At 63.0% G+C, this 26,866-nt stretch carries 29 protein-coding genes and 2 tRNA genes; 21 read left to right on the forward strand and 10 right to left on the reverse strand.

The features are described 5' to 3' along the window. Nucleotides 1-129 precede the first annotated feature (129 nt). From secB to DM872_RS07750, 3 genes are read right to left on the reverse strand one after another with little or no spacing between them, the layout of a single operon-like run. The gene (gene secB, locus DM872_RS07740; RefSeq protein ID WP_077525698.1) at nt 130-597 is read right to left on the reverse strand and encodes a protein-export chaperone SecB; all 468 of its coding nucleotides are present in this window, start codon (nt 595-597) and stop codon (nt 130-132) included. A gap of 29 nt (nt 598-626) precedes the next feature. Further along, nucleotides 627-887 (reverse strand): glutaredoxin 3, encoded by a 261-nt coding sequence (gene grxC / locus DM872_RS07745; protein WP_077525697.1) that lies wholly within the window; start codon nt 885-887, stop codon nt 627-629. A 1-nt stretch (nt 888) separates the two neighbouring features. Next, nucleotides 889-1,302, reverse strand: a complete 414-nt coding sequence (locus DM872_RS07750; RefSeq protein ID WP_077525696.1) for a rhodanese-like domain-containing protein — start codon at nt 1,300-1,302, stop codon at nt 889-891. Nucleotides 1,303-1,469: 167 nt separating this feature from the next. On the opposite strand from DM872_RS07750, the gene gpmI reads away from it, so the two are divergent. From gpmI to DM872_RS07770, 4 genes are all read left to right on the forward strand, one after another. After that, nucleotides 1,470-3,005 carry a 2,3-bisphosphoglycerate-independent phosphoglycerate mutase gene (gpmI, locus tag DM872_RS07755; RefSeq protein WP_179058927.1) on the forward strand — a complete coding sequence of 512 codons (1,536 nt, stop codon included), beginning with the start codon at nt 1,470-1,472 and terminating at the stop codon, nt 3,003-3,005. Nucleotides 3,006-3,156: 151 nt separating this feature from the next. Continuing rightward, a complete protein-coding gene (locus DM872_RS07760; RefSeq protein WP_179058928.1) occupies nt 3,157-4,422 on the forward strand; it encodes a murein hydrolase activator EnvC family protein in 1,266 nt (421 codons plus the stop codon). A 28-nt stretch (nt 4,423-4,450) separates the two neighbouring features. Further along, on the forward strand, nt 4,451-5,764 hold the full coding sequence (locus DM872_RS07765; protein ID WP_179058929.1) for a S41 family peptidase: 1,314 nt from the start codon (nt 4,451-4,453) through the stop codon (nt 5,762-5,764). A 1-nt stretch (nt 5,765) separates the two neighbouring features. Beyond that, entirely contained in the window at nt 5,766-6,530 is a 765-nt protein-coding gene (locus DM872_RS07770) for a divergent polysaccharide deacetylase family protein (RefSeq protein WP_179058930.1), read from the forward strand. A gap of 137 nt (nt 6,531-6,667) precedes the next feature. Here the strand turns inward: DM872_RS07770 and DM872_RS07775 are convergent, their stop codons facing one another. From DM872_RS07775 to hisB, 7 genes are all read right to left on the reverse strand, one after another. Beyond that, the gene (locus tag DM872_RS07775; RefSeq protein ID WP_077525691.1) at nt 6,668-7,423 is read right to left on the reverse strand and encodes a substrate-binding periplasmic protein; all 756 of its coding nucleotides are present in this window, start codon (nt 7,421-7,423) and stop codon (nt 6,668-6,670) included. A 159-nt stretch (nt 7,424-7,582) separates the two neighbouring features. Beyond that, nucleotides 7,583-8,338 carry a substrate-binding periplasmic protein gene (locus DM872_RS07780; protein ID WP_077525690.1) on the reverse strand — a complete coding sequence of 252 codons (756 nt, stop codon included), beginning with the start codon at nt 8,336-8,338 and terminating at the stop codon, nt 7,583-7,585. A 134-nt stretch (nt 8,339-8,472) separates the two neighbouring features. Beyond that, on the reverse strand, nt 8,473-9,243 hold the full coding sequence (gene hisF, locus DM872_RS07785) for an imidazole glycerol phosphate synthase subunit HisF (protein ID WP_077525689.1): 771 nt from the start codon (nt 9,241-9,243) through the stop codon (nt 8,473-8,475). 44 nt (nt 9,244-9,287) lie between these two features. Further along, nucleotides 9,288-10,025, reverse strand: coding sequence for a 1-(5-phosphoribosyl)-5-[(5-phosphoribosylamino)methylideneamino]imidazole-4-carboxamide isomerase (gene hisA, locus DM872_RS07790; RefSeq protein WP_016495212.1), 738 nt, complete (start codon nt 10,023-10,025; stop codon nt 9,288-9,290). Between the two features lie 40 nt (nt 10,026-10,065). Further along, nucleotides 10,066-10,323: a DUF2164 domain-containing protein gene (locus tag DM872_RS07795; RefSeq protein WP_077525688.1), complete on the reverse strand. Its 258-nt coding sequence runs from the start codon at nt 10,321-10,323 to the stop codon at nt 10,066-10,068. Nucleotides 10,324-10,325: 2 nt separating this feature from the next. After that, complete coding sequence (gene hisH / locus DM872_RS07800) at nt 10,326-10,964, reverse strand: imidazole glycerol phosphate synthase subunit HisH (RefSeq protein WP_179058931.1); 639 nt, start codon at nt 10,962-10,964, stop codon at nt 10,326-10,328. Further along, the gene (gene hisB, locus DM872_RS07805; protein WP_028629882.1) at nt 10,964-11,557 is read right to left on the reverse strand and encodes an imidazoleglycerol-phosphate dehydratase HisB; all 594 of its coding nucleotides are present in this window, start codon (nt 11,555-11,557) and stop codon (nt 10,964-10,966) included. The genes hisH and hisB overlap by 1 nt, the downstream gene beginning before the upstream one ends. A 130-nt stretch (nt 11,558-11,687) precedes the next feature. Here hisB and DM872_RS07810 point away from each other — a divergent pair, with 130 nt between their 5' ends. The 17 genes from DM872_RS07810 to DM872_RS07890 all read left to right on the forward strand — a co-directional run bounded on the left by DM872_RS07810 (nt 11,688) and on the right by DM872_RS07890 (nt 26,854). Next, nucleotides 11,688-12,086 carry an acetyl-CoA sensor PanZ family protein gene (locus DM872_RS07810; RefSeq protein ID WP_179058932.1) on the forward strand — a complete coding sequence of 133 codons (399 nt, stop codon included), beginning with the start codon at nt 11,688-11,690 and terminating at the stop codon, nt 12,084-12,086. Nucleotides 12,087-12,242: 156 nt separating this feature from the next. Beyond that, nucleotides 12,243-14,474 (forward strand): AsmA family protein, encoded by a 2,232-nt coding sequence (locus DM872_RS07815; protein ID WP_179058933.1) that lies wholly within the window; start codon nt 12,243-12,245, stop codon nt 14,472-14,474. Next, nucleotides 14,471-15,538 carry an A/G-specific adenine glycosylase gene (mutY, locus tag DM872_RS07820; RefSeq protein ID WP_179058934.1) on the forward strand — a complete coding sequence of 356 codons (1,068 nt, stop codon included), beginning with the start codon at nt 14,471-14,473 and terminating at the stop codon, nt 15,536-15,538. Before DM872_RS07815 ends, mutY begins: the two co-directional genes overlap by 4 nt. Beyond that, nucleotides 15,535-15,807: an oxidative damage protection protein gene (locus DM872_RS07825; RefSeq protein ID WP_077525683.1), complete on the forward strand. Its 273-nt coding sequence runs from the start codon at nt 15,535-15,537 to the stop codon at nt 15,805-15,807. Before mutY ends, DM872_RS07825 begins: the two co-directional genes overlap by 4 nt. Nucleotides 15,808-15,883: 76 nt before the next feature. Beyond that, nucleotides 15,884-15,959: transfer RNA gene (locus DM872_RS07830), tRNA-Phe, on the forward strand. A gap of 158 nt (nt 15,960-16,117) precedes the next feature. Then, a complete protein-coding gene (locus DM872_RS07835) occupies nt 16,118-16,669 on the forward strand; it encodes a heme NO-binding domain-containing protein (protein WP_179058935.1) in 552 nt (183 codons plus the stop codon). A 6-nt stretch (nt 16,670-16,675) separates the two neighbouring features. Continuing rightward, nucleotides 16,676-18,676, forward strand: coding sequence for a putative bifunctional diguanylate cyclase/phosphodiesterase (locus DM872_RS07840; protein WP_179058936.1), 2,001 nt, complete (start codon nt 16,676-16,678; stop codon nt 18,674-18,676). A gap of 243 nt (nt 18,677-18,919) precedes the next feature. Continuing rightward, nucleotides 18,920-19,693 (forward strand): ABC transporter ATP-binding protein, encoded by a 774-nt coding sequence (locus tag DM872_RS07845; protein ID WP_179058937.1) that lies wholly within the window; start codon nt 18,920-18,922, stop codon nt 19,691-19,693. 20 nt (nt 19,694-19,713) lie between these two features. Next, the gene (locus DM872_RS07850) at nt 19,714-20,466 is read left to right on the forward strand and encodes an ABC transporter substrate-binding protein (protein WP_179058938.1); all 753 of its coding nucleotides are present in this window, start codon (nt 19,714-19,716) and stop codon (nt 20,464-20,466) included. 48 nt (nt 20,467-20,514) lie between these two features. Next, nucleotides 20,515-21,210, forward strand: coding sequence for an ABC transporter permease (locus DM872_RS07855; RefSeq protein WP_179058939.1), 696 nt, complete (start codon nt 20,515-20,517; stop codon nt 21,208-21,210). Then, a complete protein-coding gene (locus DM872_RS07860; protein WP_179058940.1) occupies nt 21,207-21,896 on the forward strand; it encodes an ABC transporter permease in 690 nt (229 codons plus the stop codon). Before DM872_RS07855 ends, DM872_RS07860 begins: the two co-directional genes overlap by 4 nt. 85 nt (nt 21,897-21,981) lie before the next feature. Then, a complete protein-coding gene (locus DM872_RS07865) occupies nt 21,982-23,196 on the forward strand; it encodes a methyltransferase (protein WP_179058941.1) in 1,215 nt (404 codons plus the stop codon). A gap of 294 nt (nt 23,197-23,490) precedes the next feature. Then, a tRNA-Thr gene (locus DM872_RS07870) sits at nt 23,491-23,566 on the forward strand. 166 nt (nt 23,567-23,732) lie between these two features. Continuing rightward, complete coding sequence (locus DM872_RS07875) at nt 23,733-24,908, forward strand: tyrosine-type recombinase/integrase (RefSeq protein WP_179058942.1); 1,176 nt, start codon at nt 23,733-23,735, stop codon at nt 24,906-24,908. Next, a complete protein-coding gene (locus DM872_RS07880) occupies nt 24,901-25,650 on the forward strand; it encodes a hypothetical protein (protein WP_179058943.1) in 750 nt (249 codons plus the stop codon). The genes DM872_RS07875 and DM872_RS07880 overlap by 8 nt, the downstream gene beginning before the upstream one ends. A gap of 92 nt (nt 25,651-25,742) precedes the next feature. After that, on the forward strand, nt 25,743-25,958 hold the full coding sequence (locus DM872_RS07885; RefSeq protein ID WP_179058944.1) for a helix-turn-helix transcriptional regulator: 216 nt from the start codon (nt 25,743-25,745) through the stop codon (nt 25,956-25,958). Further along, complete coding sequence (locus DM872_RS07890; RefSeq protein ID WP_256873322.1) at nt 25,958-26,854, forward strand: hypothetical protein; 897 nt, start codon at nt 25,958-25,960, stop codon at nt 26,852-26,854. Before DM872_RS07885 ends, DM872_RS07890 begins: the two co-directional genes overlap by 1 nt. The last annotated feature ends 12 nt before the right edge of the window (nt 26,855-26,866 follow it).

Genomic DNA, 26,866 nt, shown 5'->3' on the forward strand with positions numbered 1-26,866 from the left:
GCTGCCCTTAACGCCACAGGGGCCGCTTCGCGGCCCTTAGCGAATGAATTCGCCCCCACAGATACCCCCATCTTTTTCCACCCCAACAAAAAAGCGCCCCGAAGGGCGCTTTTTCGTGGAGCCTGATAATCAGGCCTGGGCTTCGCCAGCGGCCTGCAGACGCGCCAGTTCCTGGGCGTACAGGGCGTCGAAGTTCACCGGGGAGAGCATCAGCGCCGGGAAGGAACCGCGGATAACCAGGCTATCCAGGGTTTCACGGGCGTAGGGGAACAGGATGTTCGGGCAGAAGGCGCCCAGGGTGTGGCTCATGGAAGCCGCATCCAGGCCCTTGATCAGGAAGATACCGGCCTGCTGCACTTCAGCGATGAAGGCAGTCTCTTCGCCGTTCTTCACGGTCACGGACAGGGTCAGCACAACTTCATGGAAGTCGCCGTCCAGCTGCTTCTGACGGGTGTTCAGGTCCAGGGAAACGTTCGGAGCCCACTCCTGGCGGAAGATTTCCGGGCTCTTCGGCGCTTCGAAGGACAGGTCGCGCACGTAGATGCGCTGCAGGGAGAACTGAGGGTTATTGGCGCCGTTGCTTGCTTGTTCTGTCATGGTTCTGCCTTGTTCTAGTGCGTTTCCGTTTACGGATTGGCCTGGAGCAACGCGTCGAGCTTGCCGGCACGTTCCAGGGCGTACAGATCGTCACAGCCGCCCACGTGGGTTTGGCCGATCCAGATTTGCGGCACCGAGGTGCGCCCGGCCTTGCGGGTCATCTCGGCGCGAATTGCAGGGTTGCCGTCGACGCTGATCTCTTCATAGCGCACGCCCTTGCTGTCCAGCAGGTGCTTGGCACGGATGCAGAAGGGGCACCAGGCGCTCGAATAGATGACAGTCCCGGCCATCTCACTTCACCAGCGGCAGGTTGTCGCCACGCCAGGTGCCGATACCGCCGGACAGCTTGATGGCGTTGAAGCCGGCCTTCTGCAGGTCGCGGCAGACGGTGCCGGCGTGCTGGCCCATGGAGTCGACCACGATGATGGCCTTGTCCTTGTACTTCTCCAACTCGGCGATGCGGCTGGTAAGTTTTTCATAGGGGATGTTCAGGGCGTCGACGATATGGCCGCCGGAGAAATCCTTGGTGCCGCGCACGTCCAGCACCACGGCCTGGCCGCCGTTGACCAGGGAGGTCAGCTCGCGAGTGGAGATGGCGCGGCCACTGCGGCGCAGTTCGTGGGCCAGCAGCAGGGCCAGCAGCAGCACGAACGATCCACTCAGTACATAGTGGTTAGTGGCAAATTCAATCAGCTTAGCGAGCATCGTCGGCTTCCGGGACGGTAAAATGCCGGCCAGTATACACAGCCCCACAGGTCGGCCAAACCCCGTCCAGCGGTGACGCCGATGGAACCAGAACGTAGAATGCCGCGTCTTTTTTTCGGGGCCTTGCCCGCAACTTTCAACCCTTTGCCGCAGACGAGTCGGACACTATGACAGCCACGCCCAAACCCCTGGTCCTGATCATCCTGGACGGTTTCGGTCACAGTGACAGCCCCGAATACAACGCCATCCATGCCGCCAGCACCCCGGTCTATGACCGCCTGCGCGCCACTCAGCCCCACGGCCTGATTTCAGGCAGCGGCATGGACGTCGGCCTGCCCGACGGCCAGATGGGCAACTCCGAAGTCGGCCACATGAACCTCGGTGCAGGTCGCGTGGTGTACCAGGACTTCACCCGCGTGACCAAGTCGATCCGCGACGGCGACTTCTTCACTAACGCGGAAATCACCACCGCTGTGGACAAGGCCGTGGCTGCCGGCAAGGCCGTTCACTTCATGGGCCTGCTGTCCGATGGCGGCGTCCATAGCCACCAGGATCACCTGGTCGCCATGGCCGAGCTGGCCGCCCAGCGCGGTGCCGAGAAGATCTACCTGCACGCCTTCCTCGACGGTCGCGACACGCCGCCCAAGAGCGCCGAGCCGTCCATCAAGCTACTGGACGAAGCCTTCGCCCGCCTCGGCAAGGGCCGCATCGCCAGCCTGATCGGCCGCTACTTCGCCATGGACCGCGACAATCGTTGGGACCGCGTGGAAGCCGCCTACAACCTGATCGCCGAAGGCCAGGCCGAATTCACCGCCGCCACGGCCGTCGAAGGTCTGACCGCGGCCTACGAGCGCGGCGAGAGCGACGAGTTCGTCAAGGCCACCCGCATCGGCCACGCCGTGAAGGTGGAAGATGGCGACGCCGTGATCTTCATGAACTTCCGCGCCGACCGGGCTCGTGAACTGTCCCGCGCCTTCGTCGAGCCCGGTTTCAAGGAATTCCCCCGCCAGCGCGAGCTGAAACTGGCCGGATACGTGATGCTGACCCAGTACGCGGCGAGCATCCCCGCCCCCAGCGCCTACAAGCCGGAATCCCTGGAGAACGTGCTGGGCGAATACCTGGCGAAGAACGGCAAGACCCAGCTGCGCATCGCCGAGACCGAGAAGTACGCCCACGTGACCTTCTTCTTCTCCGGCGGCCGTGAAGAGCCCTTCGAAGGCGAAGAGCGCATCCTGATCCCGTCGCCCAAGGTCGCCACCTATGACCTGCAGCCGGAAATGAGCGCCCCCGAAGTCACCGACAAGATCGTCGACGCCATCGAAAACCAGCGCTACGACGTGATCGTGGTGAACTACGCCAACGGCGACATGGTCGGCCATACCGGCGTATTCGAAGCCGCGGTCAAGGCCGTGGAATGCCTGGACAGCTGCGTCGGGCGCATCGTCGAAGCCCTCGACAAGGTGGGCGGCGAAGCGCTGATCACCGCCGACCACGGCAACGTCGAGCAGATGGAAGACGAGATGACCGGCCAGGCGCATACCGCACACACCTGCGAGCCGGTGCCGTTCATCTATGTCGGCAAGCGTCCGGCGACCATCCGCGAAGGCGGTGTACTGGCCGACGTGGCCCCGACCCTGCTGACCCTGATGGGCCTGCCGGTACCGGCCGAGATGTCCGGCAAGACCATCGTCGAACTGCAATGATCGACGCGGGCCGACGCCACGGCGCGGCCCCGACGCAGGAAATCTGCGCGCCCTGTCAGGAAACGCCCCGAACCCCTGGTCCGGGGCGTTTTTTTTGCCCCGCACCACGGGCATACTAGGCCGGTCCTCCCCCCCTGGTGCCCCACACCCCATGCTTCGCGCCCTCGCCCTCGTTATCTTCGCCAGCCTGATCACTCCGGTCATGGCCGACCAGCGCGCCGAAACCCAGCAGCAGCTGGACCAGGCCGGCAAGGATGTCGCCGAGCTGAAAAAACTTCTGAAGCAGCTGCAGGACGAAAAGTCCGGCGTCCAGGCCGACCTGAAGAAGACCGAAACCGACATGGGCAACCTGGAGCAGCAGGTCAAGGACCTGCAGCAGGAGCTCAAGAACAGCGAAGGTGAGATCCAGCGGCTGGATGAGGAGAAAAAAAAACTCCAGGACGCGCGCGCTGAACAGCAGCGCCTGATCGGCATCCAGGCTCGCGCTGCCTACCAGAGCGGTCAGCAGGAATACGTCAAGCTGCTGCTCAACCAGCAACACCCCGAGAAGTTCGCCCGCACCCTCACCTACTACGATTACCTGAGCAAGGCGCGCCTGGAGCAGCTTGCCGCGTTCAACGAAACCCTGCGCCAGCTGAACAACGTCGAGCAGGAAATCACCGCCCAGCAGAATCAGCTCAACGAGCAGAAAGCGGCCCTCGATGGCCGTCGCGAGCAACTGGCGGCGGCACGCAAGGAGCGCCAGCAGGCGCTGGCCAAGCTCAACCAGGACGTCAGCGACCGCGACAAGAAGCTCAAGTCGCGCCAGCAGGACCAGGAGCAACTGGGCAAGGTCCTCAAGACCATCGAAGAGACCCTGGCCCGCCAGGAGCGCGAAGCCCGCGAGGCTGAAGAAGCCCGCAAGCGTGCACTGGCCGAGCAACAGCGCCAGCTACGCGAACACCCCGCCGGCAGCCCGGCCAGACCCGTCACCGGCCCGATGGTCTCCAGCACCGGCGGCAATTTCGGCGGCCCCTTCGCCCAGGCGCGCGGCAAGCTGCCCTGGCCGGTGGACGGCCGACTGGTGGCGCGTTTCGGTTCGGCCCGTGGCGGCGACTCCCGCGCCAAATGGGATGGCGTGCTGATCGGCGCCTCCGAAGGTAGCTCCGTTCGGGCCGTACACGGCGGTCGCGTGGTTTTCGCTGACTGGTTGCGCGGCGCCGGGCTTCTGGTCATTCTCGACCATGGCAACGGCTATCTGAGCCTCTACGGACACAATCAGCGTCTATTGAAAAGTGCCGGCGATATCGTGAAAGCAGGCGAATCCATCGCCACCGTCGGCAATAGCGGCGGGCAGGACACGCCCGCGCTGTACTTCGCCATTCGCCAGCAGGGCCGACCCACCGACCCGGCACAGTGGTGCCGCGCGCAAGGATAGGCGCCATCTCATCTAGCAGGAGTTTCGCATGCCGCATCTGTCCCGCCTCACTTCCCTGGCCATGGCTCTGGCGCTGCTCGGCGGCGCCCCACAGCTGCTGGCCGCCGAGGAGCCGGCAACCCTCCCCGCTACTGCGGTGAACGGCAAGGCACCGCTGCCCCTGGATGAGCTGCGGACCTTTGCCGAGGTGCTGGATCGCATCAAATCCGCCTACGTCGAGCCGGTCGACGACAAGACCCTGCTGGAAAACGCCATCAAGGGCATGCTCAGCAACCTCGATCCGCACTCCGCTTATCTGGAGCCGGAAGACTTCCAGGAGCTGCAGGAAAGCACCAGCGGCGAGTTCGGCGGCCTCGGCATCGAGGTCGGCACCGAGGACGGCTTCGTCAAAGTGGTTTCCCCCATCGATGACACCCCCGCATCCAAGGCCGGCATCCAGCCGGGCGACCTGATCGTGAAGATCGACGGCCAGCCGACCAAGGGCATCTCGCTGATGGAAGCGGTGGACAAGATGCGCGGCAAGGCGGGCAGCAAGATCACCCTGACCCTCGTTCGCGATGGCGGCCGGCCCTTCGATGTCGAACTGGTCCGCGCCGCGATCAAGGTCAAGAGCGTGAAGAGCCAACTGCTGGAGAAAGGCTACGGCTACCTGCGCATCACCCAGTTCCAGGTCAACACCGGCGAAGAAGTCGGCAAGGCCCTGGCCAAGCTGCGCAAGGACAACGGCAGCCGCCTTTCCGGCCTGGTCCTCGACCTGCGCAACAACCCCGGCGGCGTATTGCAGTCGGCGGTGGAAGTCTCCGACCACTTCCTGCGGAAGGGCCTGATCGTTTACACCAAAGGCCGCATCGCCAACTCCGAACTGCGCTTCTCCGCCGATCCGGCCGATGCCAGCGATGGCGTACCGCTGGTGGTGCTGATCAACGGCGGCAGTGCCTCGGCGGCGGAGATCGTTGCCGGCGCCCTGCAGGACCACAAGCGCGGCGTGCTGATGGGCACCGACAGCTTCGGCAAGGGTTCGGTGCAGACCGTGCTGCCGCTGAACAACGACCGCGCCCTGAAGCTGACCACCGCGCTCTACTACACCCCGAACGGCCGCTCGATCCAGGCCCAGGGCATCGTCCCGGATATCGAGGTGGCGCGCGCCAAGGTCACCCGCGAGCAGGACGGCGAAACCTTCAAGGAAGCCGATCTCGCCGGTCACCTCGGCAACGGCAATGGCGGCGCCGACCGTCCGAGTACGAGCAAGAAGTCCGCAGAACCGCGTCCGCAGGACGACGACTTCCAACTGAGCCAGGCCCTCAACCTGTTGAAAGGCCTGAACGTCACCCGCAAGAACTGACATGAAATGGGGTACCTGGCTGCTGGCGCTGTGGTTGAGCGCAACGGCAGCCGGTGCCTGTGCCGCCCCTGTCGCGCGGTTGGCCCTGGTGATCGATGACCTGGGCCAGACACCGGCCCGCGACCATCGCGTCCTTGCCCTCCCCGGCCCGGTGGCGCTGTCCATCCTGCCGGATGCCCGCCACTCCCGAGAACTGGCCGAAGCCGCCCACGCCGCCGGCAAGACCGTGATGCTGCATCTGCCCATGGACCCGGCTACCGGCCCGTATGCCTGGCACCCGGGTCTGTCCACCGCCGAGCTGGAAAAGCGACTGGACGCCGCCCTGCGCCAGGTGCCCTACGCCCGAGGCCTGAACAATCACATGGGCAGCCGCATGACCGCCCAGCGTCCGGCCATGAACTTGCTGATGCTTCGGCTGCAGCAGGAACGCCTTTTCTTCATCGACAGCCGCACCAGCGCCGCCACGGTGGCGGCCGCCGAAGCCCAGAAAGCCGGGCTGGCCAGCCTCTCGCGGGACATCTTCCTCGACGACGACCAGAGTCCGGCCGCAGTCGCCGCGCAGTTCGACGCCGCCCTCAAGCTCGCACGCAAGCAAGGCTCGGCGCTGATGATCGGCCATCCGCATCCGGCGACCCTTGCGCTGCTCGAACGCGAGCTGCCGCGCCTTAAGGAACGGGGCTTCGAACTGATCGGAGTGGAAATGCTGATCGCCCTGCGCGGCAATCGCGCCATGGCAGCCCATGGCAAGGCGGGGGTTTACCGGTAGTTCCCCGATGACCTCCTTGTGGGGGCGAATTCATTCGCTGTGGGCCGCGAAGCGGCCCCTTAACCTCGAAAGTCAGGCCTGCGGCCTGATTAGCGAATGAATTCGCCTCCACAAAGAAAGGCGAACCTGCAGCGTTGTCACAGGTAGTTCTGGGTGATCTCGTCGACGTACCCATCGCTGCGCATCTGGTCGAGGGCTTTTTGCAGGCGCTCGATGACCTCGTCCGGAGTGTCCTTGTTGAAGGCCAGGTAGAGCTCGGCACTGTTGAAGCGCAGCACGGTCTGCAGGCCCGTCACGCCCTCCTGCTTGGCCAGGTAGCGGCCCACCGGATCGGTGGTGGCCCAGAGGTCGATCTGGCCCTTGATCAGCTTTTTCACGTTCTCCTGGTCACGCAGGGCGTTCTGCGGTGCCATGCCCTGGGTTTCCAGGTGCTGGCTGACGGCGTCGTTCTTATAGGCGCCGATGCGGTACTGGGAGGCGCTCTTCAGGTCCTTGATGCTGAGGTTGTTGCCCGGCGCGGCGAGCAGCACCCACTCGGTCTTGGCAATCGGGCCGACCCACTTGAACAGCGGCTGGCGCTCGGCGGTGAAGGTGGTGGAGAACAGGCCGTAGTTGGGCTTGTCCAGGGTCAGGCGATAGAGGCGGTCCCAGGGGAAGCGCAGGGTCAGGCTGTAGTTGATGCCGGCACGCTTGAACATCTCGCGGACGATATCGGTGCTGATGCCGTCGATGCCGTCGTCACGGGCGAAGTTCTTGTCATCCACCGCCATGTTGAAGGGCGGGAAGTTCTCGGTGAGCAACACCACCTTGTAATCCGCAGGGACTTCGGCGCGCGCCGTGAAGGCGAGGAACATCAGGCCCAGGGTCAGGGCACGTTGGATCAACTTCTGCATTGTCATACCGCTCGCTTGATTTGTGGTTGTGGCTAAGCGGCTTCCTTGCGCGGGCTCCCCACCCACGGACGTACGGCTCGACCCGTCCTGCCTTCCTTGGCAAGCGACCGGCTTGTGGCCGGTCGCTGGAGTCTTTGACTACTTTCGATGCACTACCCGTTACAGGTAGCTGTTGAGGATCTCGTCGACGAAGCCCTCGGCGCGCATCTGGTCCAGCGCGCCCTGCAGTTTCTTCACGACTTCGTCGGGGACCTCTTTGTTCAGCGCCAGGAACAGCTCGGCCTGGTTGAAGCGCAGCACGGTCTTCAGGCCGCCCACGCCTTCCTGCTTGGCCAGGTAACGGCCAGCCGGGTCGCCGGTAGCCCAGAGGTCGATCTGGCCTTTCTCCAGCTTCTTCGCGTTTTCCTGGTCGCGCAGGGCGGTGACGGGCTCGAGTTTCTGCTGGGCAAGGTACTCGGCGATAGCGTCGCCCTTGTAGGCGCCGACCTTGTACTTGCGCGCATCTTCCAGGCTGCCGAGGGCGATCTGGCTGTCGGCACGGGCCAGCATGATCCAGTCGTCCGGACCGATCGGGCCAACCCATTTGAAGGACTGCTCACGCTCGGGCAGACGCGCGGTGACGAAGACGCCATAGTCCGGCTTTTCCAGCGCCAGCTTGTAGATACGGTCCCAGGGGAAGCGCAGGGTCAGGCTGTACTTGACCCCGGCGCGCTTGAACATCTCACGCACGATGTCGACGGCGATGCCGTCGATGTTGTCTTCCTGGGCGAAGTTCTTCCCATTGATCGACATGTTGTACGGGGGGAAGTTTTCAGTCAGGAGAACGACGCTGTAGTTCTCATCCACTTCGGCGCGGGCAGCACCGGCAAGCACCATAAGGGTACCGGCCAGCGCCAGCAGCAGGCGTTTCGACATAAGCGGCTACCTTCCAGGAGAGATGGGAAATGCGCTGAGCTTAACCTCGCGGGAGCGAGGCTCGGGCATCAGCAACCCAGGCTGCGAAGTCCATCACGCGGGCAGCCTGGGCCAATGCTAGGCAAGAATCGTGCTCAGCGCACGAGGATTCCACGGCTGGCCAGATAGGCCTTCGCCTCCGGCACGGTGTACTCACCGAAGTGGAAGATGCTGGCCGCCAGCACGGCGTCGGCCTTGCCTTCGAGAATGCCGGCGGCCAGGTGCTCAAGATTGCCTACACCGCCGGAGGCGATCACCGGAATCCCGACGGTTTCACTGATGGCACGGGTGACGCCGAGGTCATAACCGCTCTTCACGCCGTCCTGGTCCATGCTGGTGAGAAGAATCTCGCCGGCACCCAGGTCTTCCATCTTTTTCGCCCAGGCCACGGCGTCGAGGCCGGTGGGTTTGCGTCCGCCATGGGTGAAAATTTCCCAGCGCGGTGTTTCCCCGGGGGCGGATACCTTCTTCGCGTCGATGGCGACCACGATGCACTGGGAGCCGAAACGGGCGGCGGCCTCGCCAACGAACTCGGGCGTGAACACTGCGGCCGTATTGATCGACACCTTGTCGGCGCCGGCATTGAGCAGGTTGCGGATGTCCTGCACGGTGCGCACGCCACCGCCCACGGTCAGCGGGATGAACACCTGGCTGGCCATGCGCTCGACGGTGTGCAGGGTGGTGTCGCGGCCGTCGACGCTGGCGGTGATGTCGAGGAAGGTGATTTCGTCGGCACCCTGCTCATCGTAGCGACGGGCGATTTCCACCGGATCGCCGGCGTCGCGGATGTTCTCGAACTTGACGCCCTTGACCACGCGGCCATTGTCCACGTCGAGGCAGGGGATTATGCGTTTTGCGAGAGCCATAACAGTGTCCCGTAAGGTGCGCAGCGCGCACCGTTAGCCGTCGATCAACCCTTGTAGCTGTCGCAGAAGGCCTGGGCCTCGGCGACGTCCAGGGTGCCTTCGTAGATGGCGCGGCCGGTGATGGCGCCGATGATGCCGGGGGCCTTGGCGGCCAGCAGCTTCTCGATGTCACCGAGGTTGTGGATACCGCCGGAAGCGATCACCGGGATGCGGCTGGCAGCGGCCAGGGCAGCGGTGGCTTCGACGTTGCAGCCCTGCATCATCCCGTCCTTGGCGATGTCGGTGTAGACGATCGCGGACACGCCGTCGGCCTCGAAGCGGCGAGCCAGGTCGACCGCCTGCACGCTGCTGACTTCGGCCCAGCCGTCGGTAGCGACGAACCCGTCCTTGGCATCCAGGCCGACGATGACCTTGCCCGGGAAGGCCTTGCAGGCCTCGGTGACGAATTCGGGCTCTTTCACTGCCTTGGTGCCGATGATCACGTAGCTGACGCCGGCCTTGACGTAGTGCTCGATGGTTTCCAGGGAGCGGATGCCGCCACCGATCTGGATCGGCAGGTTCGGGTAGCGCTTGGCGATGGCGGTGACCACTTCACCGTTCACCGGCTTGCCCTCGAAGGCACCGTTGAGGTCCACCAGGTGCAGGCGGCGGCAACCACCTTCCACCCATTTGGCGGCCATGCTCACCGGGTCGTCGGAGAACACGGTGGAGTCTTCCATACGGCCTTGGCGCAGACGCACGCAGGCGCCGTCCTTCAGATCGATAGCGGGGATAATCAGCATCGGTTCAACCTGTAAGAAGTCAGTGGAATCGGCTTGGCGCTCAGTCTTTCTCGAGCGCCCACAAGTCGCTTTCGATGCTCTCGAACCTGTCTTTCAGGTGCGCCTGCACATCGAAGATCGCCTTGTTGTAGAAATGCGGCGCGAATTCCCGGGCGAAGAAGTCGAGTACTTCCTCGGCCTCGAAGGAACCCAGCTCCAGCTCGAAGCGATCCGCCATGAAACGCTTGATCGCCAGCACCGCGTCGTTGGTCTGGGCAGCGTCGAGTTGCAGGCTCGGGGCCTTCTTCGCGCGGCTCATGCTTACCAGCGGCCATCCCAGGCGGCGAAGTTCTGCAGCAACTGCAGGCCGTGGGTGTGGCTTTTTTCCGGGTGGAACTGCACGGCGAAGCGCGAACCCTCGGCCAGCGCAGCGGCGAAGTCCTTGCCGTAGTGACCGCGACCGGCGACCTGCTTGGGATTGCCCGCCTCGATGTAGTAGCTGTGTACGAAGTAGAAGCGCGCGCGGTCGGGGATGTTGTGCCAGAGCGGGTGGGCGACGCTCTGCTCCACCTCGTTCCAGCCCATGTGCGGCACCTTCAGGTGCTCGCCGTCTTCCACCAGGTTCTTGCCGAAGAAGCGCACCTGACCGGGGAACAGGCCGATGCAATCGACGCCGTCGTTCTCTTCGCTGCGCTCCAGCAGTGCCTGCATGCCGACACAGATGCCCAGGAACGGGCGGTCCTGGCTGACTTCGCGGACCAGCTCGTCGAAGCCCAGGCGACGGATCTCGGCCATGCAATCGCGGATCGCGCCGACACCGGGGAAGACCACCCGGTCGGCTTCGCGGATCACATTGGCGTCACTGCTGACCAGGACGCGGCCGGCGCCAACGTGTTCCAGGGCCTTGGCAACCGAGTGCAGGTTGCCCATGCCGTAGTCGATGACTGCAACCGTCTGCATCAGAGCACGCCCTTGGTGGAGGGCATCTGGCCGGCCATGCGCGGATCACGCTCGACGGCCATGCGCAGGGCGCGGCCGAAGGCCTTGAACACGGTTTCGATCTGGTGGTGGGTGTTGTGGCCACGCAGGTTGTCGATGTGCAGGCTCACCAGGGCGTGGTTGACGAAGCCCTGGAAGAACTCCTGGAACAGGTCGACGTCGAAGCCACCGACCACGGCGCGGGTGAAGGGCACGTGCATCTGCAGTCCGGGACGACCGGAGAAATCGATGACCACTCGGGACAGGGCTTCATCCAGGGGCACATAGGAGTGGCCGTAGCGGACGATGCCCTTCTTGTCACCGATGGCCTGGGTGAAGGCCTGGCCGAGAGTGATGCCGACGTCTTCCACGGTGTGGTGATCGTCGATATGCAGATCGCCCTTGCACTCGATATCCAGGTCGATCAGGCCATGACGGGCGATCTGGTCGAGCATGTGCTCAAGGAATGGGACGCCGATATCAAAGCGCGCCTTGCCAGTGCCATCCAGGTTGATCGAAACCTTGATCTGGGTTTCCAGGGTATTGCGTTCGACGGATGCCGTACGTTCGGCCATCACCAGCTCCACAAAAAGGCTCACGAAAAAGAGCGCCATTATAGGCCGCAGGCTCTTGGTGCCGCTACCGACGGCGGTCGGCGGCGTTTACACTGCCGGCCCGCCCCCGCAATGCCCTTCAGGAGCCCCCATGCCCGTGATCGTCGAGACCCTGAACAGCCCGTCCGAGCAGGACCTTGGCGACCTGGTGAAGATCTACGCCGATGCCCCGGACTGGCTGCTGGCACCCTATGCCAGCGCGGCGGAACTGGTGACGTGCGGCTTGGCCGACGGCCAGTTGGTCGCAGGGCGCTTCAATGACCGCCTGCTGGGCGCGGCCCTGCTGCTGCGCGGCGAGCCTCACTGGCGACTGTCCCATCTGTGCGTGCGCAAGGTGACCCGCCACCGCGGCGTCGCTCGTCGACTGGTTGAAGAGACCGCGCGCCTGGCACGGGAATCGGGTAGATCGCTGCATCTGGCCGCCCCGCAGGGCCACCTGGAATCCCAGGCCCTGGCCGCGCATCTGCATCTGCCGCTGGAAAGCCTCTGAGGCGACGTCCAGCCCCTGAGCTGAACCGACGGCCAAAATCACTATCCAAAGTCCCTGACCAGGGCGCCGAGCCACGTGCCGCCGCGCACCAAGGCTGATGGCCCGGCGCTATACTCGGCACCTTCAATTCACGCGATCCATCACAAGGACTGGCCAATGAAAGCCTTCGGCAAAATCCTGGGCCTCATCTTCCTCGGGCTGTTGCTGATCATAGTGGCGGGGGGCTTCGCCCTGACCCACCTGTTCGACCCGAACGATTACAAGGATGAAATCCAGCAACTGGCCCGCGACAAGGCCAACCTCGAACTGACCCTGAACGGCGACATTGGCTGGAGCCTGTTCCCCTGGCTCGGCCTCGAATTGCACGAGGCGACCCTGGCCAGCGCCGTTACCCCGGAAAAGCCTTTCGCCAACCTCGACATGATTGGCCTGTCGGTGCGCGTGCTGCCGCTGTTGCGCCGCGAAGTGCAGATGAGCGACATCCGCGTAGAGGGCCTCAACCTCGATCTGCAACGTGACGAGAAAGGCCGCGGCAACTGGGAAGATATCGGCCGTCCCGCCAAGGCCCCGGAAACCGCCCAGACCGGCACGCCGACCACTCCAGCACCAGCTGAAGAGGCCAAACAAGCGCCCGCCGCCGACGAACCTGCGCGCCCGATCAAGCTGGATATCGACAGCCTGACCGTGCACAACGCCCGCATCGATTACACCGATGCCAAGAGCGGCAAGCAATTCAGTGCAGAAGGCATTGAGCTGACCACCGGCGCCATCCGCGAAGGCGCCAGCATCCCGTTCAAGCTCAGCGCCTTCTTCGGCACCAATCAGCCGGTATTGCGTGCCAAGACCGATCTCACCGCCAACCTGCGCTTCGAACGCGCCCTCAAGCGCTATCAGCTGGAAGATCTCAAGCTGAACGGCGAGGCCTCGGGCGAGCCGCTCAAGGGCAAGACGCTTGCCTTCAACGCCCAGGGCCAGTTGCTGGCCGATCTGGCCGCCAACGTCGCCGAATGGAACGGCCTGAAGCTGTCGGGTAACCAGTTGCGCGCCCTCGGCGAGCTGAAAGTGCATGACCTGGACAAGGACCCGCGCCTGGAAGGCGGCCTGTCCATCGCCCCGCTCAACCTGCGCGAGTTCCTCACCGGCATTGGGGTCGAGCTGCCGCCGATGAGCGATGCCGCGACTCTGCAGAAATTCGAACTGGTCACCAAGCTCAACGGCAGCGCCAACAGCCTGGCTCTCGAGGGCCTGAACCTGAAGCTGGACGACAGCACCTTCAACGGCCGACTGGCCGTGGCCGACCTCGCCAAAAAAGCGGTACGCGTTCAGCTCAAGGGCGACAAGCTGGACCTCGACCGCTATCTGCCGCCCAAGTCGAAGGCCAAAGAGGCCGTCCAGACCGCGCGCCAGGCCGAGGTCAAGCCCGCCGTAGCCGCCGCCACCCAGGGCGCCACGCCGCTGCCCAACGCCCCCACCCAGGCGGCCTGGAGCGAAACCCCGATCCTGCCTGTGGACCAACTGCGCAAGGTCGATCTGGAGGCCACCCTCAATTTCGGCCAGTTCACCGTCGACAAACTGCCCCTGGATGACGTCAGCCTCAAGGCCAATGGCAAGGCCGGCCTGATAACACTGGAAGACCTGCGCGGCGGCTTGTTCGGCGGCAGCTTCGTGGCCAATGCGCAGATCGACGCGCGTCCGGCCGTACCGCTGCTCAAGGCGCAGAAACGCATCAACAACGTGCCGGTGGAGAAGCTCCTGAAGGCGCAGGAGCAGAAACCGCCGGTGCGCGGGCTGCTCGACCTGAACGCCAACATCACCAGTAGCGGCAACAGCCAGAAGGCCTGGGTGGATGGCCTCAACGGCACCGCCAGCTTTGCGCTCAATGACGGCGCCCTGCTCGACGCCAACCTTGAGCAACAGATCTGCCAGGGCATCGCGACACTCAACCGCAAAGGCCTGGAAAGCACCCGTGGCGGCAACGAAACGCCCTTCCGCGAACTCAAGGGTTCCCTCGCCTTCAACAACGGCGTCGCCACCAACCCCGACATGGTCGCCAGCATCCCCGGCCTCAGCGTCAAGGGCGACGGCGCCATCGACCTGCGCGTGCTCGGCCTGGACTACCGTGTCGGCGTGATCATCGAAGGCGACAAGAGCGAGATGCCGGACCCGGCCTGCCAGGTCAACGAGCGCTATGTCGGTATCGAGTGGCCGCTGCGCTGCCGTGGCCCGCTGGAACTGGGCGCCAAGGCGTGCCGCCTGGACAAGGACGGCATGGGCAAGGTCGCCGCCAAGCTGGCCGGCGACAAGCTCAACGAAAAACTGGAAGAGAAGCTCGGCGACAAGGTCAGCCCTGAACTCAAGGACGCACTGAAGGGGCTGTTCAAGCAATGAGCCCCGAGCAGTTTTCCGGCGCCGTACTCGATTGGTACGACAGCCACGGTCGCAAGGATCTGCCCTGGCAGCAGGGCATCACCCCCTATCGCGTCTGGGTATCCGAAATCATGTTGCAGCAAACCCAGGTCAGCACGGTCCTGGGATATTTCGACCGCTTCATGGAGGCTCTGCCCAGCGTGCAGGACCTGGCCGCCGCACCTGAAGACGAAGTGCTGCACCTCTGGACCGGCCTCGGCTACTACACCCGCGCCCGCAACCTGCAGAAGACCGCGAAGCAGGTGGTGGCCGAACACGGCGGTGAATTCCCGCGAGATGTAGACCAGCTTGCGGAGTTACCGGGCATCGGTCGCTCCACTGCCGGCGCCATCGCCAGCCTGTCCATGGGATTACGCGCGCCGATTCTCGACGGTAACGTCAAGCGCGTCCTGGCCCGTTACGTCGCCCAGGACGGCTACCCGGGCGAGCCGAAAGTGGCGAAACAGCTCTGGGAAGTGGCCGAGCGCTTCACCCCGCACGAGCGGGTCAACAACTACACCCAGGCGATGATGGATCTGGGCGCCACCCTCTGCACCCGCAGCAAGCCCAGTTGCCTGCTGTGCCCGCTGCAGAGCGGTTGCCGTGCTCACCATCTGGGCCGAGAGACCGACTACCCCGTGTCGAAACCGCGCAAGGCCCTGCCGCAGAAGCGCACGCTGATGCCCCTGCTGGCCAGCCGCGATGGCTCCATCCTGCTTTACCGCCGACCCTCGAGCGGGCTCTGGGGCGGGCTCTGGAGCCTGCCGGAAATGGACGATCTCGACGCTCTCGCTCCACTGGCCAGCCAGCACGCCCTGCGCCTTGGCGAGCGCCGCGAACTGCCCGGCCTGACGCACACATTCAGCCACTTCCAACTGGCCATCGAACCCTGGCTGGTGGCCGTGGAAGGCAGCGCCCCCGCCGTGGCCGAGGGCGACTGGCTCTGGTATAACCTCGCCACCCCGCCGCGCCTGGGCTTGGCCGCCCCGGTGAAGAAGCTGCTCAAGCGCGCGGCCGATGTATTGAACGCAGGAGAACCGCGATGACCCGCACCATCATGTGCCGCAAGTACAAAGAGGAACTGCCGGGCCTGGAGCGTCCGCCGTATCCGGGCGCCAAGGGCGAGGACATCTTCAACAACGTCTCGAAGAAGGCCTGGGATGAGTGGCAAGCCCACCAGACCATGCTGATCAACGAGCGTCGCCTGAACATGATGAACGCCGAGGATCGCAAATTCCTCCAGGCGGAAATGGACAAGTTCCTTTCCGGTGAGGATTACGCCCAGGCAGAGGGCTACGTCCCCCCGAGCGCGTAAGCGCCCGGAATAACTAAAAAAATTTTCAAAAGGGTGTTGACGAGGGGCCGGCAAATCCGTTTAATAGCGCCCCGTTGCCCAGGTAGCTCAGTTGGTAGAGCAGGGGATTGAAAATCCCCGTGTCGGCGGTTCGATTCCGTCCCTGGGCACCACTAATACCAAACAAAAAACCCCAGCCATGTGCTGGGGTTTTTTGTTTTCAGCATCCCTCACAGCCGCCGGGCACGATGCGAACGGCGCTGCTAACCTCATCTCGAAGCGCCTCGAGGCAACCCCGAAGGGACTCGACCCGAGGGCGCCAGGGGGCTGCATGAAGGGAATCGTCTTCAACCTGCTCGAAGAAGTGGTCACTCGGCACCAGGGCGAAGATGCCTGGGACGCCCTTTTGGATGGCACCGGCCTGGACGGTGTCTACACAGCCCTCGGCAGCTACCCCGACGATCACATCTACCGCCTGGTGGCAGCCGCCGCCGAAGCGCTCGACATGTCCTCATTCGAAGTCCTGCGCTGGTTCGGCCGCGAAGCGATGCCGTCGCTGGCCAGCCGCTACCCCGCCTACTTCGATCCCCACGACTCGACGCACCCCTTCATCCTCAGCGTCAACCAGATCATCCATCCCGAAGTCCGCATGATCTATCCAGGCGCGGACGTTCCCACCTTCGGCTTCCGTGATGAAACCGACGGCACGCTGATGATGACTTATCGCTCCCCCCGCCGACTCTGTGCCCTGGCTCATGGCTTCATCGAGGGCGCAGCGGTGCATTTCGGCGAGTCACTGGCCGTCGACCACCTCGCCTGCATGCATCGCGGTGATAGCGAATGCCGCTGCCGAATCACCTTCCACGGCAAGACCCGGGGCTGAGCGGACATGGACGGCGTATCGCGCGATCCGGAAGCCGACAAACTCCGCCGGCGCCTGCAGCGTGAACACCAGGCGCGTCTGGAAGCGGAACAGATCGCCGAGCACGGACTACGCGAACTCTATGAAAAACAGCTGCAATTGCAGCTGCTCGAATCCATCGCCGACGCTGCCAATGGTGCGGCTACGGTCGCTGACGGACTGAGCTTCACGGTATCCAGCGTCTGTCAGTACACCGGCTGGCAGATTGGCCACGCCTACCTGACCGGCCACGTCGAGGGCGAAGCGCGCCTGCGTTCGGCCGCCATCTGGCACTACGCCGACGAGCAGCGCTTCCACCACTTCCGCCAGGTAACCGAAGCCATGGAGTTTCCGCCGGGTTTCGGCCTGCCCGGTCGCGTGCTCTCCAGCGGTACCCCGGCATGGATCGCCGATATCAGCCAGACCCCGGAATTCTGCCGCGTGGACGCCGCGGGCGAGGCTGGCCTGAAGGCCGCGGCGGCCTTCCCGGTGCTGGCTGGTAGCGAAGTGGTCGGCGTTCTCGAGTTCTTCGCTAACTGCGTGCTGGAGCCCGATGAAACCTTGCTGCACCTGATGGCGCAGATCGGTGTGCAGATGGGACGGGTGGTGGAACGCAAACGCGCCGAAGAACAACTGATCGATGCATTCCACGACCCCCTGACCGGGCTGCCCAACCGTGCCCTTTTCTCCGATCGACTGTCCCGCGCGGTCGCCCGATGCAACCGGCACCGGGAAGCGGCGTTCGCGGTCCTGTTCATTGACCTCGACCGCTTCAAACTGGTCAACGACAGCCTCGGACATTTGGCCGGTGACCTGCTGATCATCCAGGTCGCCACGCGCCTGGGTGGCTGCCTGCGACAGACCGACACCCTCGCACGCATGGGTGGCGATGAGTTCACCATCCTGCTGGATTGCATCGGTAACCCCGAAGCTCCGGTCCGGGTGGCCGAGCGCCTGCTTGAAGCCCTGGAGCCGCCCTTCCTGATCAATGGCGAGCAGCTCTACATCAGCGCCAGCATCGGTATCGCCCCCAGTGACCTGGGCTACGAATCGGCCGAAGAAATCCTGCGCCACGCAGACCTCGCCATGTACCGCGCCAAGACACTGGGCAAGCACCGCTTCGAGTTGTTCGATCACAGCCTGCATGATCTGGCTGTGGGACGGCTGACCCTGGAAACCCGTCTGCGCAACGCGCTGCAGAACGGTGAATTCGTGCTCCATTATCAGCCCATCGTGCACATCACCAGCGGCGAACTGGTCGGTGTCGAGGCCCTGGTGCGCTGGCAGGTTCCGGGAGGCGAACTGGTCTATCCGGGCGACTTCATCCAGGTCGCCGAAGACACCGGGCTGATTCTGCCTCTCGGCCTCTGGGTGCTGCGCGAAGCCTGTCGAAGCGTCGCTCGCTGGCATCGCGAGCTACCCGGTCAATTGCCGCTGACGGTCAGCATCAACCTCTCCGCCCGGCAGTTCGCCCAGCACGACCTGGTACTGCAGGTGGGCGCCATCATCGACGAAGCCGGCATTCCCGCGGGATGCGTGCATCTGGAAATCACCGAGAGCGTTTCGATGGCCGACTCCGAGCGGACCATCATCGTGCTCCAGCAGCTTCACGATCTCGGTGTGCGCATCAGCATCGACGACTTCGGCACCGGCTATTCCTCCCTCAGCTACCTGCACCGCTTCCGTCTGGATGTCCTGAAGATCGATCGCTCTTTCATGATCCAGCTCGACCAGTGCCCGGAAGGCCTGCAGATCGTGCAAACCATCCTCAGCCTGGCCCGCAACCTGGGACTGGAAGTGGTCGCCGAAGGCGTCGAGACCCAACGACACCTGATGATTCTCAAATCCCTGGGCTGCGATTTTGGCCAGGGTTACCACTTCGCCCGACCGCTGCCCGAGTCGGCGCTGACCGCACTGCTGCGGGAACGACCGCAGTCCCTTGGCCAGACAGGGACCGATCCTGAAGCTTTCGCCACACGGCTCACATAAGCGATTGATCCAAAAGGGAAAAGGCAGAGAGCTCGGGTAAAGGTGCGAATTCCGGGCGCTTCAGCCGGCGACAGGGGCTTTTTTGCTACCGCGACAACCAACTGCAGCGATGCGACAAACTCGCCCGCAGAGCCATCCAGGGGGCCTTGGGCGGCTTTCGCGTGGCAAAGCGCTATGCTAGCTTGCCCTCGCCAGGAAGGCCGCCCCACCGCCAGAGTGCCCACGAAAACAAGAGGACCCCCCATGGCCCAAGCCACGCCAGCGCTTGAAATCCGCAACCTGCATAAACGCTACGGCGATCTCGAAGTGCTCAAGGGTATATCCCTCACCGCCAACGACGGTGACGTGATCTCCATCCTCGGCTCCTCCGGCTCCGGCAAATCCACCTTCCTGCGCTGCATCAACCTCCTGGAAAACCCGCACGAGGGCCAGATCCTGGTCGCCGGCGAAGAGCTCAAGCTCAAGCAGAGCCGCACCGGCGAACTGGTCGCCGCCGACAACAAGCAGATCAATCGCATGCGCAGCGAGATCGGCTTCGTCTTCCAGAACTTCAATCTCTGGCCGCACATGACGGTGCTCGACAACATCATCGAGGCGCCGCGCCGCGTGCTTGGCCAGAGCAGGGCCGAAGCCACCGAGATCGCCGAAGCCCTGTTGGCCAAGGTCGGTATCGCCGACAAGCGCCACGTCTATCCGACCCAGCTTTCCGGCGGCCAGCAGCAGCGCGCGGCCATCGCCCGCACCCTGGCCATGCAGCCGAAGGTCATCCTGTTCGATGAACCCACCTCGGCGCTGGACCCGGAAATGGTACAAGAAGTGCTTAACGTGATCCGCGCGCTGGCCGAGGAAGGCCGGACCATGCTGCTGGTCACCCATGAAATGAACTTCGCCCGGAACGTCTCCAGCGAAGTGGTTTTCCTTCACCAGGGACTGGTAGAAGAACAGGGCCCGCCAGAGAAGGTATTTGACAACCCGCAATCGGCGCGCTGTAAACAATTCATGTCCAGCAATCGCTAAAACACGGAGCAAAGAGCGCAATGAAGAACTACAAGAAGATTCTGCTGGCTGCGGCCGCCACCCTCGCTTTCGGCACCACCGCCGTCGCCGCCGACAAGCTGAAGATCGGCACCGAGGGCGCCTACCCTCCCTTCAACCTGATCGATGCCAGCGGCCAGGCCGGCGGCTTTGACGTCGAGATCGCCCAGGCCCTCTGCGCCAAGATGAAGGCCGAGTGCGAAGTGGTCACCTCCGACTGGGACGGCATCATCCCCGCCCTGAACGCCAAGAAGTTCGACTTCCTCGCCGCCTCCATGTCCATCACTGAAGAGCGCAAGCAGGCCGTCGACTTCACCGACCCCTACTACACCAACAAGCTGCAGTTCATTGCCCCGAAAGGCACTGACTTCAAGACAGACAAGGCAAGCCTGAAAGGCAAGGTGATCGGCGCCCAGCGCGCGACCATCGCCGGTACCTGGCTGGAAGACAACATGAAGGACGTTGTCGACATCAAGCTGTACGACACTCAGGAAAACGCCTACCTCGACCTGTCCTCCGGCCGCGTCGATGGCGTGCTGGCCGACAAATTCGTGAACTGGGAATGGCTCAAGAGCGACGCAGGCAAGGACTTCGAGTTCAAGGGTGACCCGGTATTCGACAACGACAAGATCGCCATTGCCGTGCGCAAGGGCGACCCGCTGCGCGAGAAGCTGAACGCCGCGCTGAAGGAAATCGTTGCCGACGGCACCTACAAGAAGATCAACGACAAGTACTTCCCCTTCAGCATCTACTGACCTGCCCGTCCGGTGCCGCCCCTGCGCGGCACCGGCGCCTGAGCCCACATGACCCTCGATCTCTACGGATTCGGCCCTGCCCTGGTCGCGGGCACCCTCATGACCATCAAACTGGCGCTTTCCGCGCTGGCGGTTGGTCTGGTGCTCGGCCTGCTCGGTGCATTGGCCAGGACTTCTTCCATCAAGCCGCTGCAATGGCTCGGTGGCACTTATTCCACCCTCGTGCGCGGGGTCCCGGAGTTGCTCTGGGTCCTGCTGATCTACTTCGGCACGGTCAACCTGATGCGCGCCCTCGGTGAATGGCTGGGCTATCCCGAGCTGGAGCTGAACGCCTTCGCCGCCGGCACCATCGCCCTCGGGCTGTGCTTCGGTTCCTACGCCACCGAAGTGTTCCGCGGCGCTATCCTGGCCATTCCCAAGGGGCACAGAGAGGCCGGCATGGCCCTCGGATTGTCCAGCGGACGTATTCTCTGGCGCGTGATCCTGCCGCAGATGTGGCGCATCGCCCTGCCGGGCCTGGGCAACCTGTTCATGATCCTGATGAAGGACACCGCCCTGGTCTCCGTGATCGGCCTCGAGGAAATCATGCGCCGTTCACAGATCGCCGTGACCGCCAGCAAACAGCCCTTCACCTTCTACATGGTCGCCGCCTTCATCTACCTGGGCCTGACCATCCTCGCGATGATCGGCATGCACTGGCTTGAGAAGCGCGCAAGCCGTGGCTTCAAGCGGAGCGCAGCATGAACTGGGAAGTCATCCTCAAATACCTGCCGCAACTGTCCCAGGGTGCAATCCTGACCCTGGAGCTGGTTGCCATTGCGGTGATCGCCGGCCTGATCCTCGCGGTGCCAATGGGCATCGCCCGTGCATCGCGCCACTGGTACGTGCGCGCCCTGCCCTACGGCTACATCTTCTTCTTCCGCGGCACGCCGTTGCTGGTGCAATTGTTCCTGGTCTACTACGGCCTGGCGCAGTTCGAAGCGGTACGCAAAGGCCCGCTATGGCCCTACCTGCGCGACCCGTTCTGGTGCGCCGTGATCACCATGACCCTGCACACCGCCGCCTACATCGCGGAAATCCTGCGTGGCGCCATCCAGGCCGTTCCGCCGGGTGAGATCGAGGCAGCCCGGGCCCTCGGCATGTCGCGCTTCCAGGCACTGGTCTACATCATCCTGCCGCGCGCCGCTCGCATCGGCCTGCCCGCGTACAGCAATGAAGTGATCCTGATGATCAAGGCCAGCGCCCTGGCCAGTACCGTGACCCTGCTGGAACTCACCGGCATGGCACGGACCATCATCGCCCGCACCTACCTGCCGGTAGAGATCTTCTTCGCGGCTGGCCTCTTCTACCTGCTGATGGCGTACGTGCTGGTTCGGGCCTTCCGCCTGCTTGAGCGCAAGCTACGCGTGGATGCCCTGCAGGGCCGCTAAACCGCGACCGCTCCTCGTCCCCGGATGAGGAGCGGACTTGGCGACGCTATAATCGCCGTCCCTGATTGCCAATCGCTTCGCCAGCATGACCAGCCCCGCTCCACTCCAAGGCCCGCACCTGCGGGAACGCTTCACCGCCCTGGATGAATTCCTGCGCGCGCACGAGTCGATCTGGCGACCAGTCCCCTTTACCGAACTCAGGCTGCCCTGGGAGAGCGAGCATCCCGAACTGGCTGCTTGGCTCCGTGCACGCACCCTGGCCGATGCCGACGCCATCCACAATCGCCCCGAAGCATTGCAGGCTCCAGCACCTTATCCACAGCTTGCCGCGCGCTCAGCCGAACTCAGCTGCGTGGGTGAATTGCCAGCCGCCAGGGCTGAGATGCTACCCAACGCCTTCACGGTGGACGTCCCCGGACGCAAATGGCTGCAGATCGACGCCTTCGCCAGCCGCCTCGCTTTTCGCCAACACCCAGAGCACTGGCTCGACTGGTGCGCCGGCAAGGGGCATCTGGGTCGCCGTCTGGCCCACAACGGCACACAACTGACCTGCATTGAGCTCGATCCGCAACTGGTCGCCGGCGGCCAACAACTGAGCCAACGACTGGGCCTCAGTGCACAACATCGCGAACAGGATGCCCTTGCTGACGACGCCGGGAGCCAACTGACCGCCGATCACACTGCAGTCGCCTTGCATGCCTGTGGCGATCTCCACGTGCGCCTGCTGCAACTGGCCAGCGAAGCCGGCTGCCGCCAGCTAGCTGTCGCGCCGTGCTGCTACAACCGCATCCAGACACCGAGCTATGAGCCACTTTCCACAGCAGCCAAGGCGTCCACACTGCGCTTCAGCCGGGCCGACCTGCGCCTGCCGATGAGCGAAACCGTCACCGCCGGCGCCCGCGACCGCCGCCTTCGCGACCAGTCCATGGCGCGCAGACTGGCCTTCGACCTGCTGCAACGAAAGCTGACTGGCGAAGACCACTACCTAACCGTTCCCTCCTTGGCCACGAGTTGGCTGGGCAAGCCTTTTCCGGATTACTGCCGGGACCTCTGCGAGCTCAAGGACATTCCTCAGCCAGCAGAGCGGGACTGGCAGGCACTGGAAACCGATGGCTGGCAACGCCTTGCCGAAGTACGCAACCTGGAACTCCCCCGCAGCCTGTTCCGCCGCCCCCTGGAACTCTGGCTGGTACTGGACCGAGCCCTGTTCCTTGAGGAGCAGGGCTACCAGGTGAAACTCGGTAGCTTCTGCCCCACCCAACTCACGCCACGGAACATCCTGCTCCTGGCCGAGCGCTAAGCTTACCCACAGAACCTGTGGATAACTTTGTTGATGAAATCTGGGCAACCCACCGAAACGCCTCCCGTTGCACGCCCGAGGAAGGCTGATCATTTTTTGAGCGCACGATAAAAGTCGAATAAAAACATCGGCTTGAAAAATTCCGAGACATACCGCACAAATTTCAAGCACTGCCGTACCAGAACACATCACCTTTGTGCATAAGCCGACGAGGGCTGATGCTCGAATCGTCTCCAACCTGCTTCATAGAGGTTTACTCGCAACGCCCAATCGCTATAATGGCGGCCCCTTCTGGCCGGTATAGCTCAGCTGGTAGAGCAACTGACTTGTAATCAGTAGGTCCCGGGTTCGATTCCTGGTGCCGGCACCAACAAACAGATTCATGCAGTGCCAAGCAGTGTCATGAATCCCCCACAAAGCCCGCCTCGTGCGGGCTTTGTGTTTCATGCAGTGCCATCCAGCTTCCTCCAAGCGCTTGCTTTCTGAGTACCCGTGTAAGTACCTTTAGGCTGTTCAATTATCTTTAGGTACTCAGCATGCCTCTGACAGCCTTGCAGGTGAAGAGCGCCGCACCACGCGAAAGTGACTACGGCCTGGCTGATGGAGGCGGTTTATTCCTTTGGATTCGCGCGGCAGGCGGCAAGTCTTGGCGCTTCCGGTTCCGCTTGGATGGCAAGCAGTCTCATATTTCCCTTGGCACCATCGACAAGGTAACGCTCGCACAGGCTCGGCAGCTGGCCTCGGATGCTCGCCAGCTTGTGGCGCAGGGGCGGCACCCTGGTCTTGAGCGAAAGGTCATGCGAGCCCAGGCGGCAATGTCTCGCGCCAATACGTTCAAGAACCTTGCGCTGGAGTGGCATCAGCATAAGGCACCGCGCTGGTCGACCGGGTATGCCGGCGACGTCGTAGAAGCCTTCGAGCTGGATATCTTCCCTCAAGTGGGAAGCTTGCCGTTAACTGACATCAAGCCGATGCAGTGGCTGCAGGTATTTCGCCGCATTGAGTCGCGAGGCGCTCTGGAGAAGCTGCGCAAGGTTCGACAACGCTGCCAGGAGGTGTACCGTTTCGCGATTGCCACCGGCCGCGCCGAGTACAACCCTATTGCCGATATTGGCGGAGCGCTGCAGACGCCTACTTCAAGGCACTACCCCTTCTTGCCCATTGCAGAAATCCCGGCACTGATACGCAGTATTCAGGAGTGTCCAGGACATGACGCAGTGAAGATCGCTACTCGCCTGCTGATCCTGACCGGAGTGCGTACAGCTGAATTGCGTGGCGCCCCCTGGTCGGAGTTTGACCTCGACAAAGCGCTCTGGCTGATTCCTGCGGCGCGCATGAAGATGCGCCGCGCCCATCTAGTCCCACTCTCCAAGCAGTCAGTGGCCGCACTGCGCGAGTTGGAACGTATTACTGGCGGCTACACGCTCGCATTCCCTGGCCGTAACGACCCAGCAAAGCCCATGAGCGAAGCCGCCATCAACCAGCTGCTGAAGCGCTCGGGTTACGACGGACGCGCCACTGGACATGGATTCCGCCATACGATGTCCACCACCCTGCACGAGCAGGGATACCCCAGCGAGTGGGTCGAAACACAGTTGGCGCATGTGGACAAGAACAGCATTCGCGGCACCTACAACCATGCTCAATATCTGGAGGGGCGGCGAGAGATGCTTCAGTGGTATGCCAACCATGTGGATGAGCTACATGACTAGCCCTCAAACCGCCCCCGCTCAACGCCGCCCGCTTGTCACACGTTTTGATCCGCTTCGGCTGTGCGATTTCATTGGTTGCTACAGGCAGGAGTTGGGCTGCAGCCATGAGGAAGCTGCCTTTGCGTCAGCAGACATCTTCCGGAAGATTGAGACTAGATATCCGCAACTGAGCGCCAATACATGCTGGGCTGCAGAGGTGCTCGACCAAACAGCTCGGCGCAGCACCCGCGGCTTTCAAACCGCCAGGCTCATCAGATACTTTGAGCTTCAGGCTCTCAGCAAAAGCAAGCGCGAGCCGTTCATCTTGGTCGAAGACGACCTTGGTGTGGAGTTCCTTGCCTCTGATGCAGCAGCCTACTTTTCACCACCGGCGCTGACCGGGCTAATCGAGGAGTATTGGAGCTGGGATCAGATACCCCGCTTCATTCACGCGGATGTGTCAGGCAATAAGCAAGGTGATAACGCTCAGCCAGCAGCCAGAGAACACCTGCGAACTCGAGAGCTACTCACGGTACAACGACTCACCGGAGCTCTCGTTGCGATGCTTACTGCATGCGCTAGCCAAGAGAATGCACGTCGCACGATTTTGAACTCGACGCTTTGCACAAAAGAGGGACAGAAGCAGGGGCCGTTCTCGACCGCAGAAGGCCTTACATATATTGCTGATCGACTGGGCATCAGCGACTTTCCCGACACCGATACGGTGGCGAAGTACCTTCCCCCGAAGCAGAGCGGGACGTAAGCAGGCGTATCTGTTTTCCCGAATTCGGTTTTTATTGCCAGCGCGTGCCATTCAATCCAGAGCCATCGCAACAGGACTCATGGAGACCTCGAATGGCACTGGTATCCCCCGTAACTCCTGCACTTCTACGATTGCCCGGTGTGTGTACCCAGGTGGGCTTGAGCAAGTCGCAGATCTATCGACTCATCCGTCGCGGCGAATTCCCGGCTCCAGTGCAGCTTGGCCCAAATTCGGTCGCCTGGCCTGCTGAGCATGTCCATGCCTGGATCGCAGACAAGATTCTCGCGTCAGCTGGGCAAAGGCTTTGATGAATCGCAATGAGGCACGCATTGAGGAGATTCGTCGCAGGCCTGGGAACGCCGCCAAATCAGCGTTGGTAGCGCCCCGCCACCACCAAGAGAGCTCTCGTGACGGGAAGGGAGAAGCCGCTTCCCGCCACATGTTTTTGCCTGGCTTTGCCATTGGGGCCTTTCCAAACCACCTCAATCGGTCGAGCCTGATTGCTCCGATCGCCCGTAGTGAGCGCAAACAGCACTCGAGGACCAAGATGGTGACGCGCCGAGATTGTGTCTTGGAGTACAGCGGTGAGCAATTGGACGAAGCCGATGGAGACCTGATCATGGCGCTCATCGCGTTCGCGCAACCGTTTCCGCTAGGAGACCCCGTTCTGCTGAATCGCAAACAACTGCTCAGAAAAATCAAGCGCGGAGCCATCGGCAGTTCGCAATACGAGTGGCTTTATCGAAGCATGAAACGCTTGCGCGAGGCGACGCTGTTCCTCGAGGCGCTTAAGCCAAATGGATCTACCCGATACACAGTGGGGAAGATGGAGTCATTCAACATCCTGAAGGGCCTCAGCTATGACAACGAGACCTACCGCTACACGCTCGATCCGCACTGGATCTTGATGTTCGGAAATCGGGAGTACAGCCTGATCGACTGGGAGAAGCGCTTGCAGATCCGACGCGGGCTGGACATGGCTAAAACTCTGCAGCGGCTGATCGCCACGTCCTCTGACCGAGTGCAGCGTTATGCACTTGAGGGACTCAGGGCCCAAATGGCGTATGGAGGGCGTATGCGAGATTTCCGTGACAGCCTTGGTCGAGCCGTAATCGAGCTGGAGCGCCTGGAGATCATCACCAGAGGCAGCATTCAGGACAGCAGTAGAGGCAAGCCGCAGTTGGCTCTTTGGCTGACTCCCTAGTGTTGTGCCGCA

This window comes from Pseudomonas taiwanensis, from assembly GCF_013393345.1.
Lineage (GTDB): Bacteria > Pseudomonadota > Gammaproteobacteria > Pseudomonadales > Pseudomonadaceae > Metapseudomonas > Metapseudomonas resinovorans_C.

Coding starts and splice junctions, on each gene's coding strand:
- secB (WP_077525698.1), bottom strand. CDS start 597: ATGACAGAACAAGCAAGCAACGGCGCCAATAACCCTCAGTTCTCCCTG.
- grxC (WP_077525697.1), bottom strand. CDS start 887: ATGGCCGGGACTGTCATCTATTCGAGCGCCTGGTGCCCCTTCTGCATC.
- DM872_RS07750 (WP_077525696.1), bottom strand. CDS start 1,302: ATGCTCGCTAAGCTGATTGAATTTGCCACTAACCACTATGTACTGAGT.
- gpmI (WP_179058927.1), top strand. CDS start 1,470: ATGACAGCCACGCCCAAACCCCTGGTCCTGATCATCCTGGACGGTTTC.
- DM872_RS07760 (WP_179058928.1), top strand. CDS start 3,157: ATGCTTCGCGCCCTCGCCCTCGTTATCTTCGCCAGCCTGATCACTCCG.
- DM872_RS07765 (WP_179058929.1), top strand. CDS start 4,451: ATGCCGCATCTGTCCCGCCTCACTTCCCTGGCCATGGCTCTGGCGCTG.
- DM872_RS07770 (WP_179058930.1), top strand. CDS start 5,766: ATGAAATGGGGTACCTGGCTGCTGGCGCTGTGGTTGAGCGCAACGGCA.
- DM872_RS07775 (WP_077525691.1), bottom strand. CDS start 7,423: ATGCAGAAGTTGATCCAACGTGCCCTGACCCTGGGCCTGATGTTCCTC.
- DM872_RS07780 (WP_077525690.1), bottom strand. CDS start 8,338: ATGTCGAAACGCCTGCTGCTGGCGCTGGCCGGTACCCTTATGGTGCTT.
- hisF (WP_077525689.1), bottom strand. CDS start 9,243: ATGGCTCTCGCAAAACGCATAATCCCCTGCCTCGACGTGGACAATGGC.
- hisA (WP_016495212.1), bottom strand. CDS start 10,025: ATGCTGATTATCCCCGCTATCGATCTGAAGGACGGCGCCTGCGTGCGT.
- DM872_RS07795 (WP_077525688.1), bottom strand. CDS start 10,323: ATGAGCCGCGCGAAGAAGGCCCCGAGCCTGCAACTCGACGCTGCCCAG.
- hisH (WP_179058931.1), bottom strand. CDS start 10,964: ATGCAGACGGTTGCAGTCATCGACTACGGCATGGGCAACCTGCACTCG.
- hisB (WP_028629882.1), bottom strand. CDS start 11,557: ATGGCCGAACGTACGGCATCCGTCGAACGCAATACCCTGGAAACCCAG.
- DM872_RS07810 (WP_179058932.1), top strand. CDS start 11,688: ATGCCCGTGATCGTCGAGACCCTGAACAGCCCGTCCGAGCAGGACCTT.
- DM872_RS07815 (WP_179058933.1), top strand. CDS start 12,243: ATGAAAGCCTTCGGCAAAATCCTGGGCCTCATCTTCCTCGGGCTGTTG.
- mutY (WP_179058934.1), top strand. CDS start 14,471: ATGAGCCCCGAGCAGTTTTCCGGCGCCGTACTCGATTGGTACGACAGC.
- DM872_RS07825 (WP_077525683.1), top strand. CDS start 15,535: ATGACCCGCACCATCATGTGCCGCAAGTACAAAGAGGAACTGCCGGGC.
- DM872_RS07835 (WP_179058935.1), top strand. CDS start 16,118: ATGAAGGGAATCGTCTTCAACCTGCTCGAAGAAGTGGTCACTCGGCAC.
- DM872_RS07840 (WP_179058936.1), top strand. CDS start 16,676: ATGGACGGCGTATCGCGCGATCCGGAAGCCGACAAACTCCGCCGGCGC.
- DM872_RS07845 (WP_179058937.1), top strand. CDS start 18,920: ATGGCCCAAGCCACGCCAGCGCTTGAAATCCGCAACCTGCATAAACGC.
- DM872_RS07850 (WP_179058938.1), top strand. CDS start 19,714: ATGAAGAACTACAAGAAGATTCTGCTGGCTGCGGCCGCCACCCTCGCT.
- DM872_RS07855 (WP_179058939.1), top strand. CDS start 20,515: ATGACCCTCGATCTCTACGGATTCGGCCCTGCCCTGGTCGCGGGCACC.
- DM872_RS07860 (WP_179058940.1), top strand. CDS start 21,207: ATGAACTGGGAAGTCATCCTCAAATACCTGCCGCAACTGTCCCAGGGT.
- DM872_RS07865 (WP_179058941.1), top strand. CDS start 21,982: ATGACCAGCCCCGCTCCACTCCAAGGCCCGCACCTGCGGGAACGCTTC.
- DM872_RS07875 (WP_179058942.1), top strand. CDS start 23,733: ATGCCTCTGACAGCCTTGCAGGTGAAGAGCGCCGCACCACGCGAAAGT.
- DM872_RS07880 (WP_179058943.1), top strand. CDS start 24,901: ATGACTAGCCCTCAAACCGCCCCCGCTCAACGCCGCCCGCTTGTCACA.
- DM872_RS07885 (WP_179058944.1), top strand. CDS start 25,743: ATGGCACTGGTATCCCCCGTAACTCCTGCACTTCTACGATTGCCCGGT.
- DM872_RS07890 (WP_256873322.1), top strand. CDS start 25,958: ATGAATCGCAATGAGGCACGCATTGAGGAGATTCGTCGCAGGCCTGGG.